This window comes from Rhizobium sp. WSM1328 (assembly GCF_057653715.1).
Window position 1 is genome coordinate 35,282 of sequence record NZ_JBYGKO010000004.1, and the last position, 25,411, is coordinate 60,692.

Consider the following 25,411-nt stretch of genomic DNA (forward strand, 5'->3'; position numbering starts at 1 on the left):
GAGGGGCATATGGAAGTGCTAGATCGACATGACACGTCTCTCGACGAAGAGGGACGCTTTCGCCTTTTGGTCGATGCCATCACCGACTACGCTATTTATATGCTGAGCCCCGAAGGCATCGTCACCAGCTGGAACGCCGGCGCCCAGCGCTTCAAAGGTTACAAGCCTTCCGAAATTCTCGGCGAGCATTTTTCGCGTTTCTATCTGCCAGAGGACCGTGCCGCGGGGCTACCGCAGCGCGCGCTGGCCACGGCCGAGGAGCACGGCCGGTTCGAGGGAGAAGGCTGGCGCCGGCGCAAGGATGGCAGCCGCTTCTGGGCGCATGTGGTCATCGATCCGATCCGCCGTCCCTCCGGCGAGCTCATCGGCTATGCCAAGATCACCCGCGACCTGACCGAACGCCGGGCCGCCGAAAACGCGATCCGCCAGAGCGAGGAACAGTTCCGCCGGTTGGTCCAGGGCGTCTCGGACTATGCGATCTACATGCTCGATCCCGTTGGCAATGTCAGCAGTTGGAACTTCGGCGCCGAGCGGATCAAGGGCTATCGGCCGCAGGAAATCATCGGTCAGCATTTCTCGACCTTCTATACTCCCGAAGACCGCGAAGCCGGTCTGCCGGAGACCGCGCTCGGCATCGCGCGCGCCGAGGGCCGGTTCGAGAGGGAAGGCTGGCGCGTGCGCAAGGACGGCACCCGTTTCTGGGCCAGCATCGTCATCGACGCCATCCGCGACGAGGAAGGCGGTGTGTTGGGTTTTGCGAAGATCACCCGCGATATCACCGAGAAGATGGAGACCCAGCGGGCACTGGAGCAGGCGCGCGAAGAGCTCTTCCAGTCGCAGAAGATGGAGGCGATCGGTCAGTTGACCGGTGGTATCGCCCATGATTTCAACAATCTGCTGATGGCCGTTCTCGGCAGCCTTGAAATCCTCAAGAAACGCATGCCGCAGGATCTCTCGCTGACATCGCTTGTTGATAATGCCATGCAGGGCGCCCAGCGCGGTGCCGCGCTGACGCAGCGCATGCTGGCCTTTTCCCGCCGCCAGGAACTGCACATGGAGCCGATCGACGTCTCCGGTCTGGTCCGCGGGATGATGGATATGCTGAGCCGTTCGCTCGGTCCCCTGACCATGATCGAGACTTCTTTCCCCGTCAGGCTGCCGACGATCGTGACCGATCCGAACCAGCTGGAGATGGCGATCCTGAACCTTGTCGTCAACGCCCGCGACGCCATGCCGTCCGGCGGCCGGATTGTGCTTCGCGCATCCGAGGAATCGCTGCCATCAGGCAAGGGACCGTTGTCGCCTGGCCGCTACGTCCGTATCGCGGTGATCGATGAAGGCGAGGGCATGGACGCCAAGACGCTGGAGCAGGCAATCACGCCGTTCTTCACCACCAAGGGGGTCGGCAAGGGCACTGGTCTCGGCCTTTCCATGGTGCAGGGGCTTGCGTCCCAGTCCGGTGGCCGCCTGATGATGAAGAGCAGCCTTGGCGAAGGCACGACGGCCGAATTGTGGTTCCCGGTCGCGCTTGCCGAACAGGTGACCGAGGCCGCTGCCGAGCGGCCGCAGCAGGTGGAAAATGCGCCGCGCCGGCTACGCATCGTCGCCGTCGACGACGATGGTCTGGTCCTGATGAATACGACGCTGATGCTGGAGGATCTCGGCCATACCGTGTTCGAGGCGATGGCGGGTCCCGAAGCGCTCGACATCCTGCGCGAGCAGCAGGTGGACCTGGTGATTTGCGACCATGCCATGCCGCGCATGACCGGCGCGCAGCTCGCTGAGGCGATCCGCAAGGATTGGCCCGACATGCCGATCATCCTCGCTACCGGTTACGCTGAAATCCCCGAAGGCGCCGGCATCGCCAATCTGCCACGCCTCGGCAAGCCGTTCTCGCAAGCGCAGCTCGCCGAGGCGATCAGCCGGGTCGCTTCATAGGGACGATCACTGCTGCCTTACGCGAGTGGCCCTCTCGCCGCGAAGAATGAACACCAGCAATGCCAGCACCATCGCCGCCAGCCCATACCAGGTGATCGCGTAGAGGAGATGGTTGTTGGGGAAAGCGATGACGGTCAGGCCGCCGACAGGCAGGCCTCCCGGGTTGGCGGTCGCATCAGCGTCGATGAAATAGGGCGCGACCGTTCCGACGCCGCGCTTTTGCGCGATCGCCGCGACATCGCGCGAATACCAGCGATCAGTGGCGACGTCATTGGATTTGAGCAGCGATCCCTTCGGCTCCGTCATCCGCATCAGCCCGGTAATCTCGACCGGGCCTGACACTTCGCCCTCGCGTCGCGAGGCCGGGTCGCGCCTCTCGGTCGGCACGAAGCCGCGATTGACGAGGATCGATGTGCCATCGGTCAGCATCAGCGGCGTCATGACCCAATAGCCCGGCCCAAGCACGGTCGAGGCATAGACCAGTGTTTCCTTGTCGTTCGCCAGCATCCCGGCGGCGGTCACCCGCCGGTATTCGTCATCAGCGGCATTGATCTTGTTCCAGTCGGCGCGTGCCGGTGCCGGCACGGGTGGTGCATGCACACGCTGGTCGACGCGGGCGACGAGGTCGCGTTTCCAGGCCAGCCGCTCGACCTGCCAGGTGCCGAGTGCCGCGAGTGCCGCAGCAAGCAGTATCAGGCAGACGGCGAAGATCGAACGTTTTGCCCGATGACGCCGTCGATCCGATTTTTCCGAGGACGCCTGCGGGTGACGCTGCCGCCGCCCCTTCGTCGTCGTCACGGCATGTTCTTCATCATCTCGGGGCTCATCGGCATCATGTTGGTGTTGAGATGATGCATGACCCAGAGCGAACCGGAGAGCGCGATGGCAACGATGATAAGGGTGAAAATCAGCGCCATGATCGTCCAGCCGCCCTCGCTCCTGGTATTCATGTGCAGGAAGAAGACCATATGGACGACGATCTGGATCGCGCCGAGGCCCATCACCAGCACCGCCGTCACCGCCGGGCTTTCAAAGACGCCTGACATGACCAGCCAGAAGGGAATGGCGGTCAGGATGATGGAGAGCACGAAGCCCGTCATATAGCTGCGGAATGTGCCATGGCCGGCCTGATGGCCGTGGCTGTGGCCGTGATGAGCCTCGTGGGCATCTTCGTGGGCAGGTGCTTGCGAACTCATCCGAGAACTCCCAGCAGATAGACGAAGGAAAAGACGCCGATCCAGACGACGTCGAGGAAGTGCCAGAACATCGAAAGGCACATCAGGCGGCGGCGGTTGGCCTCGATCAACCCGTGCATCGACACCTGCACCATCAGCGTGATCAGCCAGATGATGCCGAAGGTGACATGCAGGCCGTGCGTGCCGACCAGGGTGAAGAAGGAGGAGAGGAAGGCGCTGCGCGTCGGTCCGGCGCCTTCGTGGATCAGGTGGATGAACTCGTAGAGTTCGAGCCCGATGAAAGCCGCGCCGAACAGGCCGGTCACACCAAGCCAGAACAGCGTTTCCGCCTTGGCGTTGCGCTCCATCTGCAGCATCGCAAACCCGTAGGTGATCGAGGAAAACAGCAGCATCGAGGTGTTGAGGGCAACGATCGGCAGGTCGAAGAGATCGGCGGGCGACGGGCCGGCGGCATAGTTGCGGCCGAGCACGCCGTGCGTTGCAAACAGCACCGCGAAAATCAGGCAGTCGCTCATCAGGTAGAGCCAGAAGCCGAGATTGGTGCTGTTCTCAGGATGATGGTCTTCCGTCAGGTAGAATTCAGGCTTTTCGGCCGTGTCGATAGTCTGATCGCTCATGGTCATCACACCTGCTCGGCAAGCAACGCGGTGCGCTTGCCTTCCGTTTCGGTCACCTCTTCGGCGGGAATGTGGAAATCGCGTCCATAGTTGAAGGTATGACCGATCGCGACCACCAGCATGGCGACGAAGGAGACGACCACCAGCCACCACATATACCAGATCAGCCCGAAGGCGAGGGCGACGCTGATGGCCGACAGAATCGCGCCGGTGCCGGTATTCTTCGGCATATGGATCGGCCGGAAGCCTTCCAGCGGACGCGCATAACCACGGTTCTTCATGTCGTACCAGCTGTCATGATCGTGCACGACAGGCGTGAAGGCGAAGTTGTAATCCGGCGGCGGCGAGGATGTCGACCATTCCAGCGTGCGGCCGTCCCAGGGATCGCCGCTATCGTCGCGCAATTCCTCGCGTTTCATGAAGCTGACGACGATCTGGATGAGAAAGGCGGCGATGCCAAGCGCGATCAGGCCGACGCCGAAGGCGGCGATGATGAACCAGATCTGCAGCGACGGGTCCTCGAATTGGCTGACGCGGCGGGTGACACCCATCAGGCCGAGCACGTAGAGCGGCATGAAGGCGAACCAGAAGCCGATCTGCCAGAACCAGAAGCTCATCTTGCCCCAGAAGGGATCGAGCTTGAAGCCGAAGGCCTTCGGGAACCAGTAGTTCACGCCGGCGAACATGCCGAAGAGAACGCCGCCGATGATGACGTTGTGGAAGTGGGCGATGAGGAACAGCGAATTGTGCAGCACGAAGTCGGCCGGCGGCACGGCAAGCATGACGCCGGTCATGCCGCCGATGACGAAGGTCACCATGAAGCCGACCGTCCACAGCATCGGCACCTCAAAGCGGATGCGGCCGCGATACATGGTGAAGAGCCAGTTGAAAATCTTCGCCCCTGTCGGGATCGAGATGATCATCGTGGTGATGCCGAAGAAGGAGTTGACGCTGGCGCCCGAACCCATGGTGAAGAAGTGGTGCAGCCAGACGATGTAGGACAGAATCATGATCACGCAGGTCGCGTAGACCATCGAGGCGTAGCCGAAGAGGCGCTTGCCGGAGAAGGTGGCGACGACTTCCGAGAAGATGCCGAAGGCCGGCAGCACGAGGATATAGACTTCCGGATGGCCCCAGATCCAGATGAGGTTGATGTACATCATCGGATTGCCGCCAAGGTCGTTGGTAAAGAAGTTCGTCCCGGCATAGCGGTCGAGTGACAGGAGGGCGAGCGTTGCCGTCAGGATCGGGAAGGAGGCGACGATGAGCACGTTGGTGCAAAGTGCCGTCCAGGTGAAGACCGGCATCTTCATGAAGGTCATGCCCGGAGCGCGCATCTTGACGATGGTGGCGATCAGGTTGATGCCCGAAAGCGTCGTTCCCACACCGGCCACCTGCAGACCCCAGATATAATAGTCGACGCCGACGCCCGGACTGTAGGCCGCCCCCGACAGCGGCGGGTAGGCGAGCCAGCCGGTCTGGGCGAATTCGCCGATGAACAGCGACAGCATGATGATGATCGCGCCGGCGGTGGTCATCCAGAACGAGAAGTTGTTGAGGAAGGGGAACGAGACGTCGCGCGCGCCGATCTGCAGCGGCACCACGAAGTTCATCAAACCGGTGACGAAGGGCATCGCCACGAAGAAGATCATGATGACACCGTGGGCGGTGAAGACCTGGTCGTAATGGTGCGGCGGCAAATAGCCCTCCGAACCGTTGAAGGCGATCGCCTGCTGGATGCGCATCAAGATCGCGTCGGAGAAGCCGCGCAACAGCATGATGACGGCGAGGATCACATACATGATGCCGATCTTCTTGTGATCGACGCTGCAGATCCAGTCGCGCCAGAGCGGACCCCAGAACTTGAAATAGGTGATGATGCCGAGCACCGCGAGGGCGCCGATGACGACGCCGATGAAGGTCACGACCAGGATCGGCTCGTGATAGGGGATGGCATCGAGGGTCAACCGGCCGAAGACGAACTTCAGGAGGTCAGGATTGGAAAACATGGAACAACCCGTTCATTATGTCTTGCGACGCAAAGCGCCAGGTTAATTGTTATTGTTGAGCTGCGCCGGCGCCGGATCGGCGCCATTGCTCATGCCGGGCATGGAATGACCCTCGTGCTGCATGTCCATTCCGGGCGTGCTAGGCATGCCGGGCATGTCGTGCTGCATGCTGTTGCCGTCGGTCCGCTCGGCGGGCTCGCTGCGTGCCGGAGCCCCGGTCGCCGGCACGGTGGCGGCGGGCGCCACGATGCCTTCGTCGGCATGACGGTCGTCGTATCGCAGCTTCTCGCGGTTCTCGGCACTTTCCTTGCCGCCGCCGCCCATCATGTCGATATGCATCATCTCGTTCATGCACATCTTGCCCGGAGCGGCGCACATGTTGAGGATGGCATTGTAGAGGTCGGCATCGGCGCCGGCATAATAACGCACCGGCTCCTTTTCGCTCGGCTTCTCGAGCTTCAGATAGGCGTCGCGGTTGAGCATCGTGCCCTGCTGCTTGACCTGCGCCACCCAGGCGTCAAAGCCCTCTTGGGTAAGGCCGTGGAACTTGAAGCGCATGTGCGAGAAGCCGCTTCCGCTGTAATTGGCGGAGAAGCCCTCATATTCGCCTTGCTTGTTGATGACGGCGTGCAGCTTCGTCTCCATGCCGGGCATCGCATAGATCTGGCCGGCCAGGGCAGGGATATAGAAGGAATTCATCACCGAGGAGGCAGTGATCTTGAAATTGATCGGCATGTCGACCGGGGCGGCGAGTTCGTTGACGGTGGCGATGCCGAGATCGGGATAGAAGAACAGCCACTTCCAGTCGAGCGCCACGACCTCGACGTTCAACGGCTTGGCATCGGCCGGAATGGCGCGCTCCGCATCGAGGCGGTCGAGCGGGCGGTAGGGATCGAGCTTATGGGTGGAAATCCAGGTCACGGCGCCGAGCGCGATGATGATCGCCAGCGGCGCCGCCCAGATCACGATTTCGAGGCGGGTCGAATGGTGCCATTCCGGCGCGTAGGTGGCGGCCGTATTGGAGCGGCGGTAGCGCCAGGCGAAGAACAGCGTCAGGAAGATCACCGGGATGATGATCAAAAGCATCAGCACCGTCGAGATGACGATGAGATCGCGCTGTTGCGCGGCGATGTCGCCTGATGGCGCCATGACCACCATGTTGCATCCTGCCAGGAAAAGCAGCGGCAAGGCGGATAGAAGGCGGGAAAACTTCACGAGTTTTAGCACGTCTCTAAGCTCTTGTTGTTTCGTTCGTTCCGCGACTAACGCACTGGACCTGATAGCGACATGAGGTGTTTGGTCGCAGTGCAGCAAGCATGCCGCATCGCGGCATAAATCGTGTTGCACTACAGCTTTGAAATCCTGATGAATTCAAGAAGGATTCTTTGGCGAGCGCATGTTTCAATCAATATATCCGCCAGAGCCGGCCATGCCAGCGTTCCCATCCGAAAATCGCCGGTCGGATCACGCTATTTTTTCCGCCCACGCCTCATTTTGAGCCGCCATGATGAACTATTTGCGTCTTACGGACTTGATAAGCCTGCGGGTTTGATCAAGATCAGGCTGAGGCGCCTTGCCGAAAGCGCTTCAACGAGGGAGGCGTTTTATGGCTACAACATCGAATTATGGACCATCGTCGTCGTCGCTGGAACGCGACGCGCGGCGCATTCACGACGACAAACCGGTTTCGCCTGGTAGTATCGCCATCGGCGTGGTGATCGGCCGCATGTCGGAATTCTTCGATTTCTTCGTTTACGGCCTCGCTTCGGTCCTGGTCTTTCCACAGCTGATCTTCCCCTTCGCGCCGGACAGGCTGACGGGTACGCTCTATTCCTTCGCCATCTTCTCGCTGGCCTTCCTGGCCCGCCCCGTCGGCTCCGTCGTCTTCATGACGATCGACCGGCTGTACGGCCGTGGCACCAAGCTGACGATCGCGCTCTTCCTGCTCGGCGGCTCCACAGCCTCGATCGCCTTCCTGCCGGGTTACGAGGAGATCGGCGCCTGGTCGATCGCATTGCTGGCGCTTTTCCGTCTCGGCCAGGGCTTCGCGCTCGGCGGCGCCTGGGACGGCCTTGCCTCGCTGCTTGCGCTCAACGCGCCGGCCAAGCACCGCGGCTGGTATGCGATGATCCCGCAGCTCGGCGCGCCGATCGGCTTTGCACTGGCCAGCACCCTGTTCGGTTATTTCGTCGCCAATCTTTCCAGTGAGGATTTCCTCTCCTGGGGCTGGCGGTATCCCTTCTTCGTCGCCTTCGCGATCAACGTCGTGGCGCTGTTTGCGCGGTTGCGCCTCGTCATGACCAAGGAATTCGGCACGCTGCTGGAACAACACGAGCTGGAAGCAGCCCCTATCCTCGATGTGCTACGCGTTCACGGCCGCGACATCCTGATCGGCGCCTTCGTGCCGCTCGCGAGTTTTGCCATGTTCCACCTCGTCACCATCTTCCCGCTCGGCTGGATGAGCCTTTACGGCAACCAGCCGATCGGCGCCTTCATGGTGGTGCAGGTGGTCGGCGCCGCGGTCGGCATCATCACCATCATCGCCTCGGGCCTGATCGCCGACCGTATCGGCCGGCGCGCCCAGCTTGCCATCTGCGCCGTCATCATCGCCGTCTTCAGCTTTATCGGGCCGAGCCTGATTGCATCCGGCAATAGTGGCCATGACGCTTTCGTCATCATCGGCTTCGGCGTGCTCGGCCTTTCCTTCGGCCAGGCGACGGGCTCGATCTCGTCCCGCTTTGGCCGCGGCTATCGCTATACGGGTGCAGCCTTCACCTCGGATCTTGCCTGGTTGATCGGCGCCGGTTTCGCGCCGCTAGTGGCGCTCAGCCTTTCCAGCCGCTTCGGCCTGACCTTCGTCGGCTACTACCTGCTGTCCGGCGCCATCTGCACGCTTGCAGCCCTCGCCTTCAGCAGGGCACTGGAACAGCGCGAATAGACGGACTTGCATACCGGCCTGCATGGAAAACCATGCAGGCTTTCGTTTTCGGGCAGCGCGGTTCTATTATTGAATGCATTGCAATCTATAATTAATGCAAGACCGGCGGCTGGTCCGTCGTCATCCAGCAATGGCCGCCGAAACGCTGAATGCGTTTTTACTGCGCCATTTGCGGCTGTTTCGCCGCCCGGGCCGCGGTCAGTTCCGCCGTGGTGTGGTTCAGGCGGTCGGCCAGCACCCGCATGATTTCCACGGCCATCTCCGGAAAATCGCTGAGCAGCTTCAGAAAGTGCTCCTTGCTGATGCGCAGCACTTCGAGCGGCGAGGTGGCGCGCACCGTTGCCGTGCGCGAGACATCGCAGAGAATGGCGATTTCGCCAACGATGGAATTGGGTTCGACGTCAGCGACCTTGATCTCGCCCGCCGGCGAGGCGACGACGATATCGGCCGTACCCGTGAGGATGACATAGGCGGCATCACCGACATCGCCCTGATGGAAGAGGTCCTGTCCGGCCTTGTAGGTCATGCGATCGGAGGTAAAGGCCAAAAGCTTGAGCTTTGCTGGCGCGATCCTTGAAAAGATCGGCACCCTTCGCAGCATTTCGACTTCGTCTCTCAACAGCATGAGCGTTTCAATCCCCTGACGCAGGTCCCACGGGACCAGGCATCTTCAAACTCCGAGGCGTTCCCATCGGGAACACCCACCATCGCCGCCCCTATAGAATATTACGATAACAGTTCCTTGAACATCCCGTTTTTCTCGGAAAGTTCCGGAAAGTTTCCGGCTTCCGCCAATCCGCCGCGGTCGAAGAGCAGGATCCGGTCGAACATCTCCGCCAGCCGGGCATTGGAGAGCACCCAGATGATCGCCGGCCGATGGCCTTCCTCGTGCAGGTTCTCGATGATGTTGCGGGTGATCTGATCCTGAACGCGCTGGTCGAGCGCCGACAGCGGCCGGTTGAAGATGAAATAATCCGAGCGCTTCAACAGCGCGCGGGCCAGGTTCAGCTTCTGCCGCTGCACCATCGTCAGCCGTTTGCCGCCGGAGCCGACGTCGAATTCGAGGCCGATCGACAGCACGTCGTCATAAAGATCGAGCGCGTCGAAGAGTTCGCCCATGATGGCGCGGAGGCGGTCGGAGGCGTCGGCCTGCTGATAGGCGATACGGCCGAACAGCACATTGTCCATCAGGCTTGCCGACGGGGTGAAACGCTCGGCGTCGTAGCGCTCGATCAGCTCGGCGAGATCGGCCGGAATATGCTCGTGGAACTGCTTGCGGGCGCTGACGATCTTGTCCATCAGCTCGTTCGTCAGCAAGCCGAAGCGGTGGCGCGGCTCGATATAGGCAAAACTCAGCCGGATGATGGCCGAACGCTCCTCGGGCGTGGCGTCCTCGAAGCGGCGGCTTTGCAGCTTCTGCAGCAGCGCCTGGTAGGTCGGAATGTCGTCGGCCGTCATGAAGGTCAGCTGCTGGAAGAAAGGATGGTCCGGCGGCAGGTCGTGGAAGAGTTCCACCGCGTTCTCGGCGATCTCGAGGCCCATGTCGTAGAGATCGGTGCTAAGCCCGGTCTCACGGAAGAGCTGCTGGAAATAGGGATGCGCGGCAAGCCTGCGGTTGGTCATCAAAGGCCGTTTCATCGTGCCGAAGAGCAGGTTCTCGCCGACCGTCGCCTGGGCGTTATAGGCGTCGAAATCGAAAGGCACGACGATGGTGTCGAGCCCCTCGTCGCGCAGCCGGTCCCTGAGCGAGGCGCGCAGCGCCACGACGTGCTCGCCGAGCGCCACATGCACGTCGGTGTTGACGGTCGAGCGCAGCGCCAGGTCGAGGATGTCCTGCGAGATCAGCACGGCGTCGAGCACCGGGCGGATCGCTTTTAGAATGTCCTCGGGGCCGCTGGCGCCGGCGGCCTTGTAGTCCACCCAGTCGCTGTTGAGGTCGAGCGTCGGGTTGCCGGCCTTCTCCGCCTCGGCGGAATGCCATTTATACTCCAGCGCTTCCCGCTCGTCGTAAACGGGATCGGTCATCGGCGCATGTTTCAGGCCGTAGAGCAGATTGCTGGCGAGCGTGCCGTGGAAGAAGAAGGTGTCGGACGAGGCATAGGAGATGCGCCGGCCGGTGATCGATTCCGGCATCTCGAGGAGATCGCGGCCGTCGATGGTGATGCGGCCGGAGTCCGGCCAGACCATGCGGCCGAGCGCTTCGGCGAAGGCTTCCGCGCCGCTACCGTTCGGCCCGACGATCGCCACCGTCTCGTTCGGCTTGATCTCGACGGAGACGTGGTCGACGAGACGGGCGCCGCTGTCGTCGGAGAGCGACAGGTTGGTGACCACGAACGCGCCCGTCAGCGCGCCGACCGGGGCGGTTGCGAGTTGCTGAATGCGGCTGTCGATCAGCGGCTCGATATTGAACTGCTCGTAGACCTGCTGGTACTTCACCTGCACGTCCTGGCGCATCTGGTCCCAATCGATCAGTTCCTTCAGCGGACCGGGCAGGTCCTTATAGGCTGATATGACGGCGACGAGCTGGCCGATGTCGAGCCGGCCCTGCAGCGCCAGATAGCCGCCGATGGCGTAAAACAGGAAAGGCGTGACCTGGGCGAGGAAATTGTTGATGAACTTCACCAGGAACTTCCACTGGTAAAGGTCGTAGCGGATCGAGAAGATCCGGCCGAGCCGCGAGGCGATATCGGCGCGTTCGAGGTTGGATGTGTCGTTGCCGTGGATCGTGCCGATGCCCTCGACGATTTCGCCGACGCGACCGGAGAGCTCGCGCGCCGTCAGCTGCCGCTGGCGGCCGAGTTCGAGCAGGCGCTTGCGCATGCGCGGAATGACGATCGCCTGCACGCCGACGATGCCGGCGGCGATCATGCCGAGCCAGAAATTCTGGACGATGATGAAGGCGAGCGCCGTGACCGCCTGGCCGCCGAGAAGGGCAGGGGAGACGAAGGCATCACCGGTGAAGCCGCCCATCGGCTCCACCTCGTCCTTGATCATGGTGGCGATTTCGGCCGATTTTACCCGCTTGAAGTGAATGGGCGGAAAACGCAGCACCCGGTCGATCAGCTCGAAGCGGATACGGCGCAGCATGCGCTCGCCGAGCCGGCCCTTATAGGTGTTGATGTAGAATTTGAAGAGGCCGTTCAGCACCACCAGCGCCAGAAACACCAGGCTGAGGGCCATCAACATCTGGAAGCGGTTGAGCTGCAACCCTTGAAAGAATTCGACATGGCCGATCAGAGGCAGGTCGTAGGCAATATGCATGAAGGTCTGCGTGGCGCCCGGGCCCTCGAAGCCGTCACCCTGGATCGGTCCGTTGACGATCTGCTTCGGCAGGTCGAAGGACAGGAAGTAGGGCACCATCGAGGCGGCGACGACAGCCAGAATCCACAGCTGCTGCAGCCGCGTGTTCTTCCAGATGTAGCGGGCGAGGCTTTTTTCCATGGCTAACCGTCAGCTTGCTGGGAAATTCCGGGGGCGCGATCCGGGCGCCGGGACGGGGAGGAATTCTAAGGACAGGATCATGCAGCCGGACCGCCGATATCGCAATGAAAACAGGCCGAAAGGACCGGCTGCAAAAGTGCCGATTCTCGCCGGAACATTGCTTATACCACAGGAATTTTGGATTAGGCGAGGGATTCGGCAATCATGGAGCGAATGATGGAGGCGGTTTTCTCCGCCCCGTCGAGGTCGAGCGAGACCGGCCCCCGTGGCTGAGCGGCGAGCGCCTTTTCGACCGCCTCTTTCACATGGCCCGCCGTTAGGCCGGTTTCCGGCAGGATATCGGCAAGGCCGAGCGCCTGCAGCCGTTCGGCACGCACCGTCTGCTCGGTCTCGCCGCCGGCGACGAAGGGAATGAGGATCGCCCGGCATTGGGTGCGCAGGAGATCGCCGACCGTGTTGTAGCCTGCCTGCGAGATCGACACCTTGGCGCCGCGAAGCAGCGAGGGAAAATCCCTGCGGAAGCGCACCAGCGTCACATTCGGGCCCACGCCCTCCAGCAGCGCGGCGAAATCGGCCTCGGGCAGGTTCGGGCCCGCGACCAGCAGCCAGCGAAGATCGTCGGGCAGCAGCGCTGCCGCCTCTTTTGCCGCGCCGATCAGCGCGGCGCCGACCGCGCCGCCGCCCGCCGATGCGATGATGTCGAATGTCTCGGTCGGTTCGGGCGCCGACGGGGCTGCGACGAGGCCGGTATAACGCAGCCTGTCGGCGATCTCTGACGTCAGCGGGAAGGTGTCCTCAAGCCTGACGAAATCCGGATCGCCGTGGACGAGCACGGCATCGAAATGATCCTTGACCAGCGTGGCGGTCTCCGCGTCGCGGCCGGCCTTGCGGTTTTCCTGCAGGATGTCGCGCACCGAGCTTAGAAGTTTCGGCCGCGGTTCTGCCTTGTCGATCGCCTCGAGCAGCGGCAGCAGTTCGAAGCGCATCTGTCGCCGGCCAAACGGGAAGGCTTCGATGATGACGACATCGGGCCTTGCGGCATGAAAGGCATCGAGTAGCAGCTGGCGGCGGGCATGGAGGAAATCCTCGTCGGCCGGCCGGCCATCGGCATCGGCGAGACCGGAAAAACCGGCATTGCTGGCAACGACCGCCGGCAGGGCCACGGTCTTTACGCCTTCGCCCGGAAAGCCCGGCACCGGCAGGCCGCCGGTCACGACCGTGACGTCGAAACCGTCCTTGATCAGCGCGTTGGCGATGCGGCTGGCGCGGGCGATGTGACCGATGCCGAGCAGGTGCTGGACGTAGAAGAAGATACGCGGTGCCGTCATGACGCCTTCTGCCATTCGGCCTCGAACAGGCCGGTGAGCTGTCTGATGCTGGAGTGATAGTCGAAATATTGGCGCACCTGGCGTTCGGCGGCATCGCCGAGCCGCTTGCGCAGTGCCGGGTCGCGGATCGCCGCCTCCAGCGCTGCGGCCAGCTTCGCCGGGTCGTCTGGCGGCACGACGAGGCCGTTTTCACCGTTCTTCAGCAGTTCCGGCACACCGGATACTTCGGTCGACAGGCAGACGAGCCGCTGGCTCGAGGCTTCGACCAGGACGTTCGGCAGGCCGTCGCGGTCGCCGTTGGCGGCGATCCGGCAGGCAAGCGCGAAGAGGTCGGCGCGGCGGTAATGATCGAGCACGTCTTCCTGGGCCATGGCGCCCTTCCAGACGATGCGGCCGGAGATCCCGAGTTCGGCGGCCAGCGCCTTCAGTTTCACAAGCTCCTCGCCGCCGCCGATATGGTCCATGCGCCAGTGAAGCTCGGCGGGCAGCAGCGCCAGTGCGCGCAGCAGCACGTCGTAACCCTTCTTTTCGACGGCGCGGCCGACGCTGAGGATGAAGGCCGGATCGTCCGGGTCGCTGCCGGTCCGGTCCGAGCGCTCGCCGGCAAAGTGGCCGAAGCGGGCGAGATCGAGACCGTGGTAACTCAAATGCACGGCGTCCTTGCGTGACGTCAGCGTGCGCATGTGGTCGTAGCCCGTCCTGGTGCAGGTGACGGTCCAGCGGGCGCTGCCGAGTTTCTCGTTCAGCTCCCAGTCGGGCGACGTCCATATGTCCTTGGCATGCGCCGAACAGGTCCAGGGCGTGCCCGTGAGGATGCTCGCATATTCCGTCACCGAGGCCGGCGTGTGGATGAAATGGGCATGCAGCCATTCGCCCTCGTCCGGCCATTCGCGCCCCAGCACCAGCGCCTGGCCGAGACGGCGGAAGCGGTTGCGGGAGATGTCGCGCACGAGGTCGGCGAGGAAGCGTTTCATCAGCGCCTTAAAGCCTGGTTTGGAGAGGCCGGCGATGAGGCCCTTCAGCACGCGGATCGGCTCCTCGTGCAGATATTCCGGCAAATAGACGACACGCGCCCGGATCTCCTCATGCACGGGATGGCGCTTCTTGTCGGTCGGCCGGCGCATGGAAATCAGCGTCAGGTCGAAGCCGGCCTTTTCGAGGCCGAGCAGCTCCTGGGCAATGAAGGTTTCCGAAAGGCGGGGATAGCCCTTCAGCACGACGAGGATCTTGCGGCGTGGCGGCAAGGCCGTGCCCTATTCCGCGCCGACGAGGGAAAGGTGGCTGCCGCGGCCGTCGATCCAACGGCCGACGGTCTGGGAGATATGGTCCAGCCCTTCGAGACGCATATTGCCGCCGCTCTTCGACGGCGGCTGGCGCGAAGGCAGACGCTTCAGCGCTTCGGCCATGATCGTGGGGTCGACCGACTGATCCGGCAGCAGCATGTCGACGAGGCCGAGCTCGCTTGCCCGCAGGGCGCGCAGCAGCTGCTCTTCGCGCGGCTTGACGCGCGGCACGATGAGGGCCGGCTTGTCGAAGGAGAGGATCTCGCAATAGGTGTTATAACCGCCCATGGCAACGACGCCGGTCGCGCCGTCGATCAGCTCTTCCATGTGGTTGTCGAACTCGATCACCTCGATATAGGAGATGGCTTCGCCCTTCTGCACCAGCTTGGCCCGCTCGGCGGCCGGCATATAGGGCCCGAGCACGACGAGCGCCTTTTGCGTCAGCGTCGGATCGGCCTCGTAGGCGTTCATGACGTCATGGACGAGATCGGAGCCGTCGCCGCCGCCGCCCGTGGTGACGAGGATGTAATTGTCCTTGCGGGCGTTGATCGAGGTCTTGCCCTTGGAGACGCTGCGCTGCAGGAAGCCGACGAAATCCATCTTCCGGCGCAGGCTGGCCGGGACGTCGAGGCCGATCAGCGGATCGTAGAAATCCGGCGGACCATAGACCCAGACGCTGTCGTAATACTGGTCGATCTTCTGCATGACGCTGTTCTTCTTCCACTCGGCCTCGAGCAGATGCGGCGCGTCCATGATCTCGCGCAGCCCCAGCACCAGGACGGTGCCGCGGGCCTTGAGATAGGCGAGCGTATCCTCGACCTCACCCTTCAGTCCCATCGGTTCCTTGTCGACGATGAAGATATCGGGCTGGAAGGTCTCGGCCGTGTGGCGAATGCTCGATTCGCGCATCTTCAGCGTCTCGTGCAGGTCGATATGGCTGGCGAGCGAGGTATATTCGCCGTTGCGGAGCTTGATGACGCTCGGGATCTTCACGAAGTCGACACGGGCGCGGTAGTCGAAGGCGCCGGCGATGGTGGCACCCGAAATGATCAGAATATTGAGGCCGCGATAATCCTCGACCAGCGCATGGGCAATGGCGCGACAGCGGCGCAGATGGCCGAGACCGAAGGTGTCGTGGCTGTACATGAGGATGCGCGCATCTTCGAGACGTCTGGACATGGGCATCCCTTCTGGGGTCAGCAACATAGTTAGTAACCCCACCGTCCGGAGGCCAAGAGGTGGGGGCGGTGCGGTGATGCGCCGCCGCGTTTCCTGCTATTTGTAGGGATCTGCCGCATCACGCAAGCCGTCTCCCAGAAAGTTGAACGCCAAAATGACAAGAACAACAGGAATGATCGGATAGAGCAGCCAGGGATAGAAGGCGATGACGCTGACGCTTTTTGCCTCGGTCAGCAGAATGCCCCAGCTGGTGATCGGTGGACGAAGGCCGAGGCCGAGGAAGGAGAGCGCGGTCTCCCCAAGGATCATGCCAGGAATTGAAATCGTCGCCGAAGCAATGAGATGCGACATGAAGCCCGGCACCAGATGCCGGCCGATGATGCGCGGCGTGCTGGCGCCCATCAGCTGCGCGGCCTGGACATAATCCTCCTCGCGCAGCGCCAGAAGTTTGGAGCGCACGGCGCGCGCCAGCCCCGTCCAGTCGATGATGCCAAGGATGACGGTGATGCCGAAATAGATGACGATCGGGCTCCAGGTCACCGGCATGATGGCAGCCAGCGCCATCCACAGCGGCAGGCTCGGCAGCGATTGCAGCACTTCGATCAGGCGCTGGACGATGAGATCGAAGACGCCGCCGCGGTAGCCGGCAAGGCCGCCGATGACGATGCCGAGCACGAAGCTGATCGAAATGCCGATCAGGCCGATCGTCAGCGATATCCGCGCGCCGTAAAGAATGCGCGAGAGCACGTCGCGGCCGAGCCGGTCGGTGCCGAGCAGGAACATCTGGCCGCCGATCGCCGGGCAGACCAGATGATAGTTCGACGTGACGAGACCCCAGAATTTATAGGCATCGCCGCGGCAGAAGAAACGGATCGGCTGCACGTCGTTCGGCCTGTCGGAATAGACGCGGTGCAGCGTGTCGAGATCGAGCGTCATGCCGCGGCCGTAGACGAAGGGACCGACGAAGCTGCCCTTATCGAAGAAATGGACGGCCTGCGGCGGCGCGTGGATGAAATCGACATTGCGCGTGTGCAGGCCGTAGGGCGCCAGGAACTCGACGATCAGGATCATCAGGTAGACGGCGGCGAGAAAGATGCCGGAGATCAAGGCGAGCTTGTGCTGCTTGAATTTCCACCACATCAGCTGCTTTTGCGAGGCGAGATGGATGCGCGATTGCGCCGACGTCATCGATTCGGTCGCAAGCGGATCGAAAGGCGCGGTCGAGACGTAATGCGGAAGCGGCGCGCCGGGTGCGGGAAGGGGCGACATTATTTGGTGCTCCTGCCTTGCAGACGGATGCGGGGATCAAGGAAGCCGAGCGCGATGTCGGAGATCAGCACGCCGATGACGTTGAGGAAGGCCAGGAACATCAGGAAGGAGCCGGCCAGATACATGTCCTGGCTCTGCAGCGCCTTGATGAGCATCGGCCCCGTCGTTTCCAGCGACAGCACGATCGCGACGATCTCGGCGCCCGAGATGATCGACGGCAGGATCGAGCCGATATCGGCGACGAAGAAGTTGAGCGCCATGCGCAGCGGATATTTGACCAGCGCCTTCAGCGGCGGCAGGCCCTTGGCGCGGGCGGTGACGACATACTGCTTCTGCATCTCGTCGAGCAGGTTGGCGCGCAGCCGCCGGATCATGCCGGCCGTGCCGGCCGTGCCGACGATGATCACGGGGATCCACAGATGAGAGAGGATCGACCGCGCCTTCTCCCAGCTCATCGGCGCCGAGATATATTGCTGGTCCATCAGATGGCCGATCGAGATGCCGAACCAGATATTGGCGAAATACATCAGGATCAGCGCCAGCATGAAGTTCGGAACGGCGATGCCGAGCAGGCCGAGGAAGGTCAGCCCGTAATCACCCCAGCTGTACTGGTGCGTGGCCGAATAGATGCCGATCGGAAAGGCGATCAGCCAGGTGAGCAGGATCGTCGTGAAGGAGACGAGCATCGTCAGCCAGAGACGATCGCCGACCACGTCGGAGACCGGCAGCTGGTATTCGAAGGAATAGCCGAAATCGCCGTGCAGCATGCCGCCGACCCAGTAGAAATAGCGCACGATCTCCGGCTTGTCGAAGCCGTATTGTTGGCGCATCTCCTCGATTTCCTGGAGGTTGGCGGTCTCGCCGGAGGCACGCAGCTCGGCGATCTGGCTCTCGAAGAAGTCGCCGGGCGGCAATTCGATGATGGTGAAGACCAGCGCCGAAATGACGAAGAGTGTCGGCACCATGGCGGCGATGCGCCAGAGAATGTATCTGAGCACGCCTCAGGCCTCCTTGTACCAGAATGCATCCGGCATATAGACGCCGAGATAGGAGGTGGGATCGAAGCCGTAGAGCGCTTTCTCCGGCAGGTTCTGCAGTTTGGCGGCGCAAAGAACGGGCTGCAGCGTGCTGTTGATGAGGCCGATCGAGAACACCTGCTGCGTATAGAGCGCCAGCATCTTGTGCCAGATCACCTGGCGCTCCTCGAATTTCGCCGTCGAGCCCCATTGGCTGAGCAGGTCGACCAATTCCGCAGCCTCAGGCAGATCCGGTGCGACCCCCTCCTGGCCGGCGGAAAGGTAATGCATGCCCCAGAGCGGCCATTGCAGCTGATCGTCGAGCGTCGGCGCAAGGCCTGCGGGCGACATGTCGGCCGTCGGCACGCCATTGTCGAGTCCGTACCAGATCGACATCATGATCGAACCGCTCATGGCGCGGTTACGGAAGACGTCGCGCTGCGAGGTCCGGGTATAAAGCGCCAGGCCGATATTGGCCCAGTGGTCGTGCACCAGCTCCAGCACGTCGGTGTCGAGATTGCTCTCGCCGGCGGTCTCGACGGTGATCTCGGCGCGCCGCCCGTCGGGCAGCAGCCGCATGCCGTCGTCGCCGCGTTTGGTCAAGCCGAGCTCGTCGAGCAGACGGTTGGCTTCGTCGGGATCGAACTTCACGAAGGCGTCGGCATATTCCTGCTTGAAGAGCGGGCTGTCGGGCAGGACGGTGTCGGCGCTTGGCGTGCCGAGGCCGTAAAAGGCGACCATGTTGACCTCGTGCCGGTCGATCGCCAGCGACAGAGCGCGGCGCAGTCGCACGTCGCGGAAGAGGCCGCGCCATACCTCGTCGGCACAGTTGAGGTTCGGCAGCAGCGTGATGCGCGAGCCGCGCGCGAGCTTCCAGAGATTGACCTTTACCGGGAAGCGCTTCTCGGCCTCCTTCAGGAAGGTGTAGTCGTTGAAATCGATGCCGGTTACCTGCAGGTCGGCTTCGCCCGCGCCGGCCTTGGCGGCGATGATCGACGAGGAAGAGACGTTGAGGATGAAACGGTCGAGATAGGGAAGCTGCCTGCCGGTCTCGTCGATGCGGTGGAAGAACGGGTTACGCTCGAAGACGAACTGCTCGGACGGCAGCGGCGTCGTATTGCGCCAGGGATCGAGCGTCGGCAGGTTCGGATTTTCCGGACGGTAGGAACGCGCCATCTTGATGTGCAGATCCTGCCACTTCTTGACGCGGTAGGTCTTCATCATCTCGTCCATCTTCGCCTGGTCGGGCTGGAATTTCTTGTGGAACTGCTTGAGATAATGACCGGGGCCGAAGATGACGAGCGGCTGCGGCCCGGCCAGCGTCGGCAGGAACATCGGGTTGGGTTTTTCCCAGGTGTAGCGCACGGTCAGCGGATCGAGCATTTCGAAGCGCGGCAGGCTGCCGTGCGGACGAAGCTCCAGCGCGCCGCCGCCGGGCGTCAGCTTGTCGTTCAGGATGACGTCTTCCCACCAGTAGCGGAAATCGTCGGCCGTGAACGGCTGGCCGTCGGACCATTTATGGCCCTCGCGCAGCGTGAAGGTGAAGACCGTGTCGTCCTCGGACTGGAAGGAAGCCAGGATGTCCGGCTGGAACTGCAGGTGCTTGTTGTAGCCGACCAGGCGGGCATAGCCGTAGATCGTCATGAAGCGGATGTCGCGTTGGCTGCCGATAATGGTGCGCACCGTACCGCCGTAGGCACCGGGTTCGAGCCCCATCTCCTTGAGATTGACGATACGCGGGCGGGCGGGAATGCGCTCGGCCATCGGCGGCAGGCTGCCTGATGTCAGCCGCTCCTTGAGGAATTCCGGCTCGCTGGCCTGTCCGGCGCGAAGCACCGCGGGCGCGATCGCAGCACCGACGAGGCCGCCGAGAAAGACGCGACGCGTCACCATCAGCGCAACTCCCTGATATCGGCGCCCTTGCGGGCGCGCACCAGATGGCCGTCGCCGAGATCGGCATAGGAAAGCTCGGAAGCGTCGTCGTGCTCGGCGGTGAAGGTCGCGCCCCAGTTCTGCTTGTCGGCGGCGCCGTTTTCCCTGAGCGCCTTGAAATCGAGCGGCCGGTCGAGATCGGGGAAGGGGACGGCGGCGAGCAGCGATTTCGTATAGGGGTGCACCGGATCGCGCAGGATGATCTCGCGCGGCGCGATCTCGACGATGCGGCCCTTGCACATCACGGCGATGCGGTCGGCCATGTAATCGACGACGGCGAGATTGTGCGAAATGAACAGATAGGTAAGCCCCAGTTCCTTCTGCAGGTCCTTCAACAGGTTGAGGATCTGCGCCTGCACGGAGACGTCGAGCGCCGAGACCGGCTCGTCGAGGATGACGAGCTTCGGGCCGAGCGCGAGTGCGCGCGCGATCCCGATGCGCTGGCGCTGGCCGCCCGAAAAACTGTGCGGGTAACGGCTGAGATAACGCTTGTCGAGGCCGATCGCCGCCATCAACCCCTCGACCTTGCGCTTGCGCTCGTCGCTGTCGCCGCGGTCATGGATCTCGAGCGGTTCACTCAGGATGTTGCGCACCGTCATGCGCGGCGAGAGCGAGGAGACCGGGTCCTGGAACACCATCTGGATCTTGGTGCGCATGTCCTGCAGTTCGGAGCCCTTGACGGAGAGGACGTCGACGACCTCCTTGCCGTCGTTAAACACCACCGCGCCGCTGTCCGGGGTGATGGCGCGCATCAGGATCTTGCTGAGCGTCGTCTTGCCGCAACCGGACTCGCCGACCAGACCAAGACATTCGCCGCGCCGGATGTCGAAGCTGACGTCGTCGACGGCCCGCAGGACGGTGGCTTCATGCTTGCCGAAGAAACCGCGCTTGCGCGTCTTGTAGGTCTTCGAGAGGTTGGCGACGGATAGCAGGATGCCCGGCGCCTCCGCCTGCAGCGGCTTCTTCTTGCCGACCAGGGCTTCGAGATTGACCGTTACATCGCGCAGCGCTTTCAGCCGCTCGCCGGGTTTCATGTCGAAATGCGGAACGGCGGCCATCAGGCCCTTGAGATAGGAATGCTGCGGATTGCGGAAGATCGCCTCGACCGGTCCCGCTTCCATGATCTCGCCGTGATAGATGACGACCACCTCGTCGGCCATGTTGGCGACGATGCCGAGATCGTGGGTGATGAGCAGCATCGCCATGCCGAGCTTGGCCTGCAGCTCGCGGAGCAATTCCAGGATCTGCGCCTGGATCGTCACGTCGAGCGCCGTCGTCGGCTCGTCGGCGATCAACAGCGCCGGCTTGCAGATCAGCGCCATGGCGATCATCGCGCGCTGGCGCATGCCGCCGGACAGTTCGAACGGATACATGTCGTAGGTGCGATGGGGGTTGGAAAAGCCGACCAGGCCGAGCATCTCCTCGGTCTTTTCACGGGCTTCCCGCTTGTCGGCTTCGGTATGGATCAGCAGCACTTCGCTGATCTGGTTGCCGATCGTATGCAGCGGCGAGAGCGAGGTCATCGGCTCCTGGAAGATCGTCGCCATGCGCCGGCCACGCAGGTCGCGCATTTCCTCGCTGTCGCGCGGAAAGGACAGGATATCGGTCGTGGAGCCGTCGAGCGGATCGGTGAACAGGATGCTGCCCGTGGCCTTGGCCGGATTGGGCAGGATCCCCATGATCGACTGGCTGATCACCGATTTTCCCGAGCCGGATTCACCGACGAGAGCGGTGACCTTACCCGGAAGAATGCGAAGATTGGCTTGTTTTACGACCCGTAACCGGTCACCGAAAACCGAGAAGGAGACGTCGAGATTTTCAATACGCAACAGATCGGCTGCAGACGCCATACCAATGAAATTCCCCAGTCTTCTATGTTCCCGTTAAGTCACACTATCGTACCGCAAACGGGGTGTCTAGCTGATGACAATCATAGAAAAACCCCCACGTCCCGCCGAAGTTCCCAAGGCGTGACGCGCGGATTATGACAAGGGTTCTAGGCTGTTACTGGATGAATTTCTCCATGCTGGTGCGCTCGACATGTTTCTTGGCGTCGCGATGCAGGAGAATGACCTGCTCGGCTTCCGAAAGTCCGTTCTGCACGGCCTCGCGGAAGCTCTCGTCGACGTTGATCGCCGGCGCCGGCGCGCGCGGCTGCAGCACCGTCACCTTCTGGCGGATGCCGCGCAGCTTCTCTTCGCCGAGCGTCGTCCACTCGCCGCCGCAATAGCCGGCGAAGGCCTGGCTGGCGACGACCTCGCGGCCGTATTTCTTGGTCAGGATCTGCAGACGTTGAACCTCGTTGACCGCCGAGCCGAAGGCCGAGAAGGTCAGGCGGTCCTTGAGGCCGACATTGCCGAACATGACGTTGCCGACATGCAGGCCGATGCCGTAGCCGACCCTGGTCAGGCCCTTCTGCTCGCGGTCCCTGTTGAGTTCGGCGACCCGCGCCTGCGCCTGATGCACGGCCGAAAGCGCCGCCTCGCAGGCAATTTTCGATGGGTCCTTGTGGCGTCCGCAAGGATAGACGGCGAGAAAGCCGTCGCCGAGGAAACTCAGGATCTCGCCGCCATTGCGGTTGAACGGGGCGGCGATCGCGTCGAAGAACTGGTTCAGCGTGTCGATATAGGCCTGGCGGCCTTCCTTTTCGGCATAGACGGTGGATTCGCGCATGTCGCCCATGACGAGGGCGGCGCGGATCGTCTCACCGTCGCCGCGGCGGATCTGGCCGTTCAGCACCCGCTTGCCGGCGTCGCCGCCGAGATAGGTGGTCAGCATGTTGTTGGCGAGCTTGCCGAGCACCGCCATCTTGGCGGCGACCGCCAGATGGTTCTGCATCCTGAGCAGCGCATCGATCATGTCGTCGGAAAAGCCGGTATTGTGGTCCGTCGACCAGGAACCCATCATGCCCTGCACCGAGCCGTCGCCAAAGGGCTGCACGAAGGCCAGATAGTCGGTGATGCCGTCCTTGCGCAGGTCCTCGAAAATCGGAAATTCGTTCGGCCCATCCTGGATCAGCCGGCGGCGGATGTGCTGCAGATTGTTGTCGAGCAGGTAATAATATGGGCTCTGCAGGAAGCGGTCCGGCTTTTGCCCCGCGGGCATGCGAAAGCCCTCGATGGTGACGCCGCTGGCGCGCCGCCAGGTGAAGCTCAGCGCATCGTAGAGCGGGTGCAGCATCGAAAAGGAAAGATGCACGCGCGCGAGCGGCAGGCCCGCGGCAGTCAGCCTTTCGCAAAAACCGCGGACAATGTTTTCAAGCTCGTCTCCGGCCAGCGAAGAGTTCGTCAGCCATTCAGCGACCCGGTCCAACAGGATGGACGACACGCTGGATTCGATCGTGCTCATTCTCGGTATGATCCTCATAAGGCACGCCATCCCCAAGAGCCAAAAGTCCCCCCGGCCGGCCCATTTTCATGCGCAGGTCACAAGGAAATCAGGATGTACGAGCGGTATTATTGTGTCAACGGATCCGCCGAAAGCCCGGCGGCGGCGCCCCTCGACTCCCCATGGCGGGATCGGACGGGTAATCCTTTCCAGGTGGTTCAATATCGAAAGTCAAAATAGGGATGCTGCAAGTGCGAAACAATGGGATCTATATTTTTTTGTGCGCTGAAGTTGCAGCAAACAGCATGGCCTGAGTCATTTCCGCAACACCCGACCAAGGGCGTTGTGCTGTTAGGAGATCGGCTGACGAGGGGCAGTCATCGACGCGAACAGGACAGCAGCACCGCCAGCGTGAGAGGAAGATCCGCGCCTGGGTTTAATTTGCCTGGATCATGCATTAGATCAACCTTCTCTTCCCCGTTTGAAAGATCCCGCCTTGGCCAGCTCCTCCTTCGATACGCTTTTGCAGAAGATCGAAACTCGCACGGCTCGCGCCGGCATCATCGGGCTTGGCTATGTCGGCCTGCCGCTGGCGATGGCGGTGGCGCGCAGCGGCTTTGCTGTCACCGGCTTCGACATCGACCCGGGCAAGATGGTGGCGCTCGATGCCCGCCGCTCCTATATCGACTCGGTGACCGACGCAGCACTTTCGGCCGAGATCGATGCCGGCCGCTTCAAGGCGACGAATGATTTCGCCGGACTTGCCGAATGCGACGTTGTCATCATCTGCGTGCCGACGCCGCTCACCAAGCATCGCGATCCCGACCTTTCCTTCGTCGAGGCGACGTCGCGCTCGATCGCCGCGCATTTGCGCCCCGGTCAGCTCGTCGTGCTGGAATCGACCACCTATCCCGGCACGACCGATGACGTGGTGAAGGTCATTCTCGAAGGCACCGGGCTGAAATCCGGCTCGGACTTCTTCGTCGGCTTCTCGCCGGAGCGCGAGGATCCCGGCAACCAGCATTATCATACCGCCACGATCCCGAAGGTCGTCGCCGGCGACGGGCCCGAGGCGCTGGCGCTGATGAAGGCATTCTATGGTGCGGCGGTATCCTCGGTCGTTCCCGTCTCTTCGAATGCGACGGCCGAGGCCGTGAAGCTCACCGAAAACATCTTCCGCTCGGTCAATATCGCTCTCGTCAACGAACTGAAGACCGTCTACGCGGCCATGGGCATCGACGTCTGGGAAGTCATCGACGCCGCCAAGACCAAGCCCTTCGGCTACATGCCGTTTTATCCCGGCCCCGGCCTTGGCGGTCATTGCATCCCGATCGATCCCTTCTACCTCACCTGGAAATCGCGCGAATACGAGCTGCCGACCCGCTTCATCGAGCTCGCCGGCGAGATCAATTCGGCAATGCCGCGTTATATCGTCGGCAAACTTGCCGAAGCACTCGACATCCGCGCCGGCAAGGCGCTGAGCCGCAGCAGGGTGCTGGTGCTCGGGCTCGCCTATAAGAAGAACGTCGCCGATATCCGCGAGAGCCCGTCGCTGCGGCTGATCGAGATCATCGAGGAGCGTGGCGGACACGCGGACTACCATGATCCCTTCGTCGCCGAGATACCGCCGACGCGCGAATACCAGGCGCTGAAAGGCCGGAAGTCGGTGACGCTGACGCCTGATACCATTGCCGGCTATGATGCGGTGCTGGTCTCGACCGATCACGACAGGGTGGATTATACGGCGCTCGCAAATAGCGCCCCGCTGATCATCGACACGCGCAACGTCTTCAACCGGCTCGGACTTTCGGCCGATCACGTCATCAAGGCATGATGGAAACGCCTTTGCTCGGAATCGATTCAAGGGCGAAAGATCCGAGCCAACATGTAGCGCACGTCATCAGCGTACACCGCCAATCATAGAAATCATTGAGCTTT

Annotated in this window: 18 protein-coding genes; 3 read left to right on the forward strand and 15 right to left on the reverse strand. The window is 62.3% G+C overall.

Translation table 11 applies throughout. From position 1 onward, the window contains the following. Positions 1 to 9 precede the first annotated feature (9 nt). Entirely contained in the window at positions 10 to 1,938 is a 1,929-nt protein-coding gene (locus tag AC2444_RS31190) for a hybrid sensor histidine kinase/response regulator (RefSeq protein WP_128449897.1), read from the forward strand. A 6-nt stretch (positions 1,939 to 1,944) separates the two neighbouring features. On the opposite strand, the gene AC2444_RS31195 is transcribed toward AC2444_RS31190, so the two are convergent. From AC2444_RS31195 to cyoA, 5 genes are read right to left on the reverse strand one after another with little or no spacing between them, the layout of a single operon-like run. Next, positions 1,945 to 2,736: an SURF1 family protein gene (locus AC2444_RS31195; RefSeq protein ID WP_128449898.1), complete on the reverse strand. Its 792-nt coding sequence runs from the start codon at positions 2,734 to 2,736 to the stop codon at positions 1,945 to 1,947. Next, positions 2,733 to 3,134, reverse strand: a complete 402-nt coding sequence (cyoD, locus tag AC2444_RS31200) for a cytochrome o ubiquinol oxidase subunit IV (protein WP_012763555.1) — start codon at positions 3,132 to 3,134, stop codon at positions 2,733 to 2,735. Before cyoD ends, AC2444_RS31195 begins: the two co-directional genes overlap by 4 nt. Continuing rightward, positions 3,131 to 3,751, reverse strand: coding sequence for a cytochrome o ubiquinol oxidase subunit III (gene cyoC / locus AC2444_RS31205; RefSeq protein ID WP_025397699.1), 621 nt, complete (start codon positions 3,749 to 3,751; stop codon positions 3,131 to 3,133). The genes cyoD and cyoC overlap by 4 nt, the downstream gene beginning before the upstream one ends. A gap of 5 nt (positions 3,752 to 3,756) precedes the next feature. After that, complete coding sequence (gene cyoB / locus AC2444_RS31210) at positions 3,757 to 5,760, reverse strand: cytochrome o ubiquinol oxidase subunit I (protein ID WP_128439092.1); 2,004 nt, start codon at positions 5,758 to 5,760, stop codon at positions 3,757 to 3,759. Positions 5,761 to 5,802: 42 nt separating this feature from the next. After that, positions 5,803 to 6,987, reverse strand: coding sequence for a ubiquinol oxidase subunit II (gene cyoA / locus AC2444_RS31215; RefSeq protein ID WP_128449899.1), 1,185 nt, complete (start codon positions 6,985 to 6,987; stop codon positions 5,803 to 5,805). Between the two features lie 379 nt (positions 6,988 to 7,366). Here cyoA and AC2444_RS31220 point away from each other — a divergent pair, with 379 nt between their 5' ends. Next, complete coding sequence (locus tag AC2444_RS31220) at positions 7,367 to 8,698, forward strand: MFS transporter (RefSeq protein WP_003553508.1); 1,332 nt, start codon at positions 7,367 to 7,369, stop codon at positions 8,696 to 8,698. Between the two features lie 157 nt (positions 8,699 to 8,855). On the opposite strand, the gene AC2444_RS31225 is transcribed toward AC2444_RS31220, so the two are convergent. From AC2444_RS31225 to AC2444_RS31270, 10 genes are all read right to left on the reverse strand, one after another. Then, positions 8,856 to 9,323, reverse strand: a complete 468-nt coding sequence (locus AC2444_RS31225) for a cyclic nucleotide-binding domain-containing protein (RefSeq protein ID WP_012763550.1) — start codon at positions 9,321 to 9,323, stop codon at positions 8,856 to 8,858. Between the two features lie 101 nt (positions 9,324 to 9,424). Continuing rightward, positions 9,425 to 12,139 carry an ABC transporter ATP-binding protein gene (locus AC2444_RS31230; protein WP_128449900.1) on the reverse strand — a complete coding sequence of 905 codons (2,715 nt, stop codon included), beginning with the start codon at positions 12,137 to 12,139 and terminating at the stop codon, positions 9,425 to 9,427. Between the two features lie 182 nt (positions 12,140 to 12,321). Then, positions 12,322 to 13,467 carry a glycosyltransferase family protein gene (locus AC2444_RS31235; protein ID WP_128449901.1) on the reverse strand — a complete coding sequence of 382 codons (1,146 nt, stop codon included), beginning with the start codon at positions 13,465 to 13,467 and terminating at the stop codon, positions 12,322 to 12,324. Beyond that, positions 13,464 to 14,711 (reverse strand): glycosyltransferase, encoded by a 1,248-nt coding sequence (locus AC2444_RS31240; RefSeq protein WP_128449902.1) that lies wholly within the window; start codon positions 14,709 to 14,711, stop codon positions 13,464 to 13,466. The genes AC2444_RS31235 and AC2444_RS31240 overlap by 4 nt, the downstream gene beginning before the upstream one ends. 9 nt (positions 14,712 to 14,720) lie before the next feature. Continuing rightward, positions 14,721 to 15,929: a glycosyltransferase family protein gene (locus tag AC2444_RS31245; protein WP_003553521.1), complete on the reverse strand. Its 1,209-nt coding sequence runs from the start codon at positions 15,927 to 15,929 to the stop codon at positions 14,721 to 14,723. A 96-nt stretch (positions 15,930 to 16,025) separates the two neighbouring features. Beyond that, positions 16,026 to 17,198 (reverse strand): ABC transporter permease, encoded by a 1,173-nt coding sequence (locus AC2444_RS31250; RefSeq protein WP_003553523.1) that lies wholly within the window; start codon positions 17,196 to 17,198, stop codon positions 16,026 to 16,028. Further along, complete coding sequence (locus AC2444_RS31255) at positions 17,198 to 18,196, reverse strand: ABC transporter permease (protein ID WP_003553525.1); 999 nt, start codon at positions 18,194 to 18,196, stop codon at positions 17,198 to 17,200. The genes AC2444_RS31250 and AC2444_RS31255 overlap by 1 nt, the downstream gene beginning before the upstream one ends. 3 nt (positions 18,197 to 18,199) lie before the next feature. After that, positions 18,200 to 20,107 (reverse strand): ABC transporter substrate-binding protein, encoded by a 1,908-nt coding sequence (locus tag AC2444_RS31260; RefSeq protein ID WP_128449903.1) that lies wholly within the window; start codon positions 20,105 to 20,107, stop codon positions 18,200 to 18,202. Beyond that, positions 20,107 to 21,996: an ABC transporter ATP-binding protein gene (locus AC2444_RS31265; protein WP_128449904.1), complete on the reverse strand. Its 1,890-nt coding sequence runs from the start codon at positions 21,994 to 21,996 to the stop codon at positions 20,107 to 20,109. The genes AC2444_RS31260 and AC2444_RS31265 overlap by 1 nt, the downstream gene beginning before the upstream one ends. 154 nt (positions 21,997 to 22,150) lie before the next feature. Then, the gene (locus AC2444_RS31270) at positions 22,151 to 23,494 is read right to left on the reverse strand and encodes an adenylate/guanylate cyclase domain-containing protein (protein ID WP_003553531.1); all 1,344 of its coding nucleotides are present in this window, start codon (positions 23,492 to 23,494) and stop codon (positions 22,151 to 22,153) included. Positions 23,495 to 23,969: 475 nt separating this feature from the next. Here AC2444_RS31270 and AC2444_RS31275 point away from each other — a divergent pair, with 475 nt between their 5' ends. Next, entirely contained in the window at positions 23,970 to 25,307 is a 1,338-nt protein-coding gene (locus AC2444_RS31275) for a nucleotide sugar dehydrogenase (protein ID WP_017996820.1), read from the forward strand. Positions 25,308 to 25,411: the final 104 nt, after the last annotated feature.

Coding starts and splice junctions, on each gene's coding strand:
- AC2444_RS31250 (WP_003553523.1), bottom strand. CDS start 17,198: ATGTCGCCCCTTCCCGCACCCGGCGCGCCGCTTCCGCATTACGTCTCG.
- AC2444_RS31270 (WP_003553531.1), bottom strand. CDS start 23,494: ATGAGCACGATCGAATCCAGCGTGTCGTCCATCCTGTTGGACCGGGTC.
- AC2444_RS31260 (WP_128449903.1), bottom strand. CDS start 20,107: ATGGTGACGCGTCGCGTCTTTCTCGGCGGCCTCGTCGGTGCTGCGATC.
- cyoD (WP_012763555.1), bottom strand. CDS start 3,134: ATGAGTTCGCAAGCACCTGCCCACGAAGATGCCCACGAGGCTCATCAC.
- cyoC (WP_025397699.1), bottom strand. CDS start 3,751: ATGAGCGATCAGACTATCGACACGGCCGAAAAGCCTGAATTCTACCTG.
- AC2444_RS31235 (WP_128449901.1), bottom strand. CDS start 13,467: ATGACGGCACCGCGTATCTTCTTCTACGTCCAGCACCTGCTCGGCATC.
- AC2444_RS31245 (WP_003553521.1), bottom strand. CDS start 15,929: ATGTCCAGACGTCTCGAAGATGCGCGCATCCTCATGTACAGCCACGAC.
- AC2444_RS31220 (WP_003553508.1), top strand. CDS start 7,367: ATGGCTACAACATCGAATTATGGACCATCGTCGTCGTCGCTGGAACGC.
- AC2444_RS31265 (WP_128449904.1), bottom strand. CDS start 21,996: ATGGCGTCTGCAGCCGATCTGTTGCGTATTGAAAATCTCGACGTCTCC.
- cyoB (WP_128439092.1), bottom strand. CDS start 5,760: ATGTTTTCCAATCCTGACCTCCTGAAGTTCGTCTTCGGCCGGTTGACC.
- AC2444_RS31230 (WP_128449900.1), bottom strand. CDS start 12,139: ATGGAAAAAAGCCTCGCCCGCTACATCTGGAAGAACACGCGGCTGCAG.
- AC2444_RS31225 (WP_012763550.1), bottom strand. CDS start 9,323: ATGCTGTTGAGAGACGAAGTCGAAATGCTGCGAAGGGTGCCGATCTTT.
- AC2444_RS31190 (WP_128449897.1), top strand. CDS start 10: ATGGAAGTGCTAGATCGACATGACACGTCTCTCGACGAAGAGGGACGC.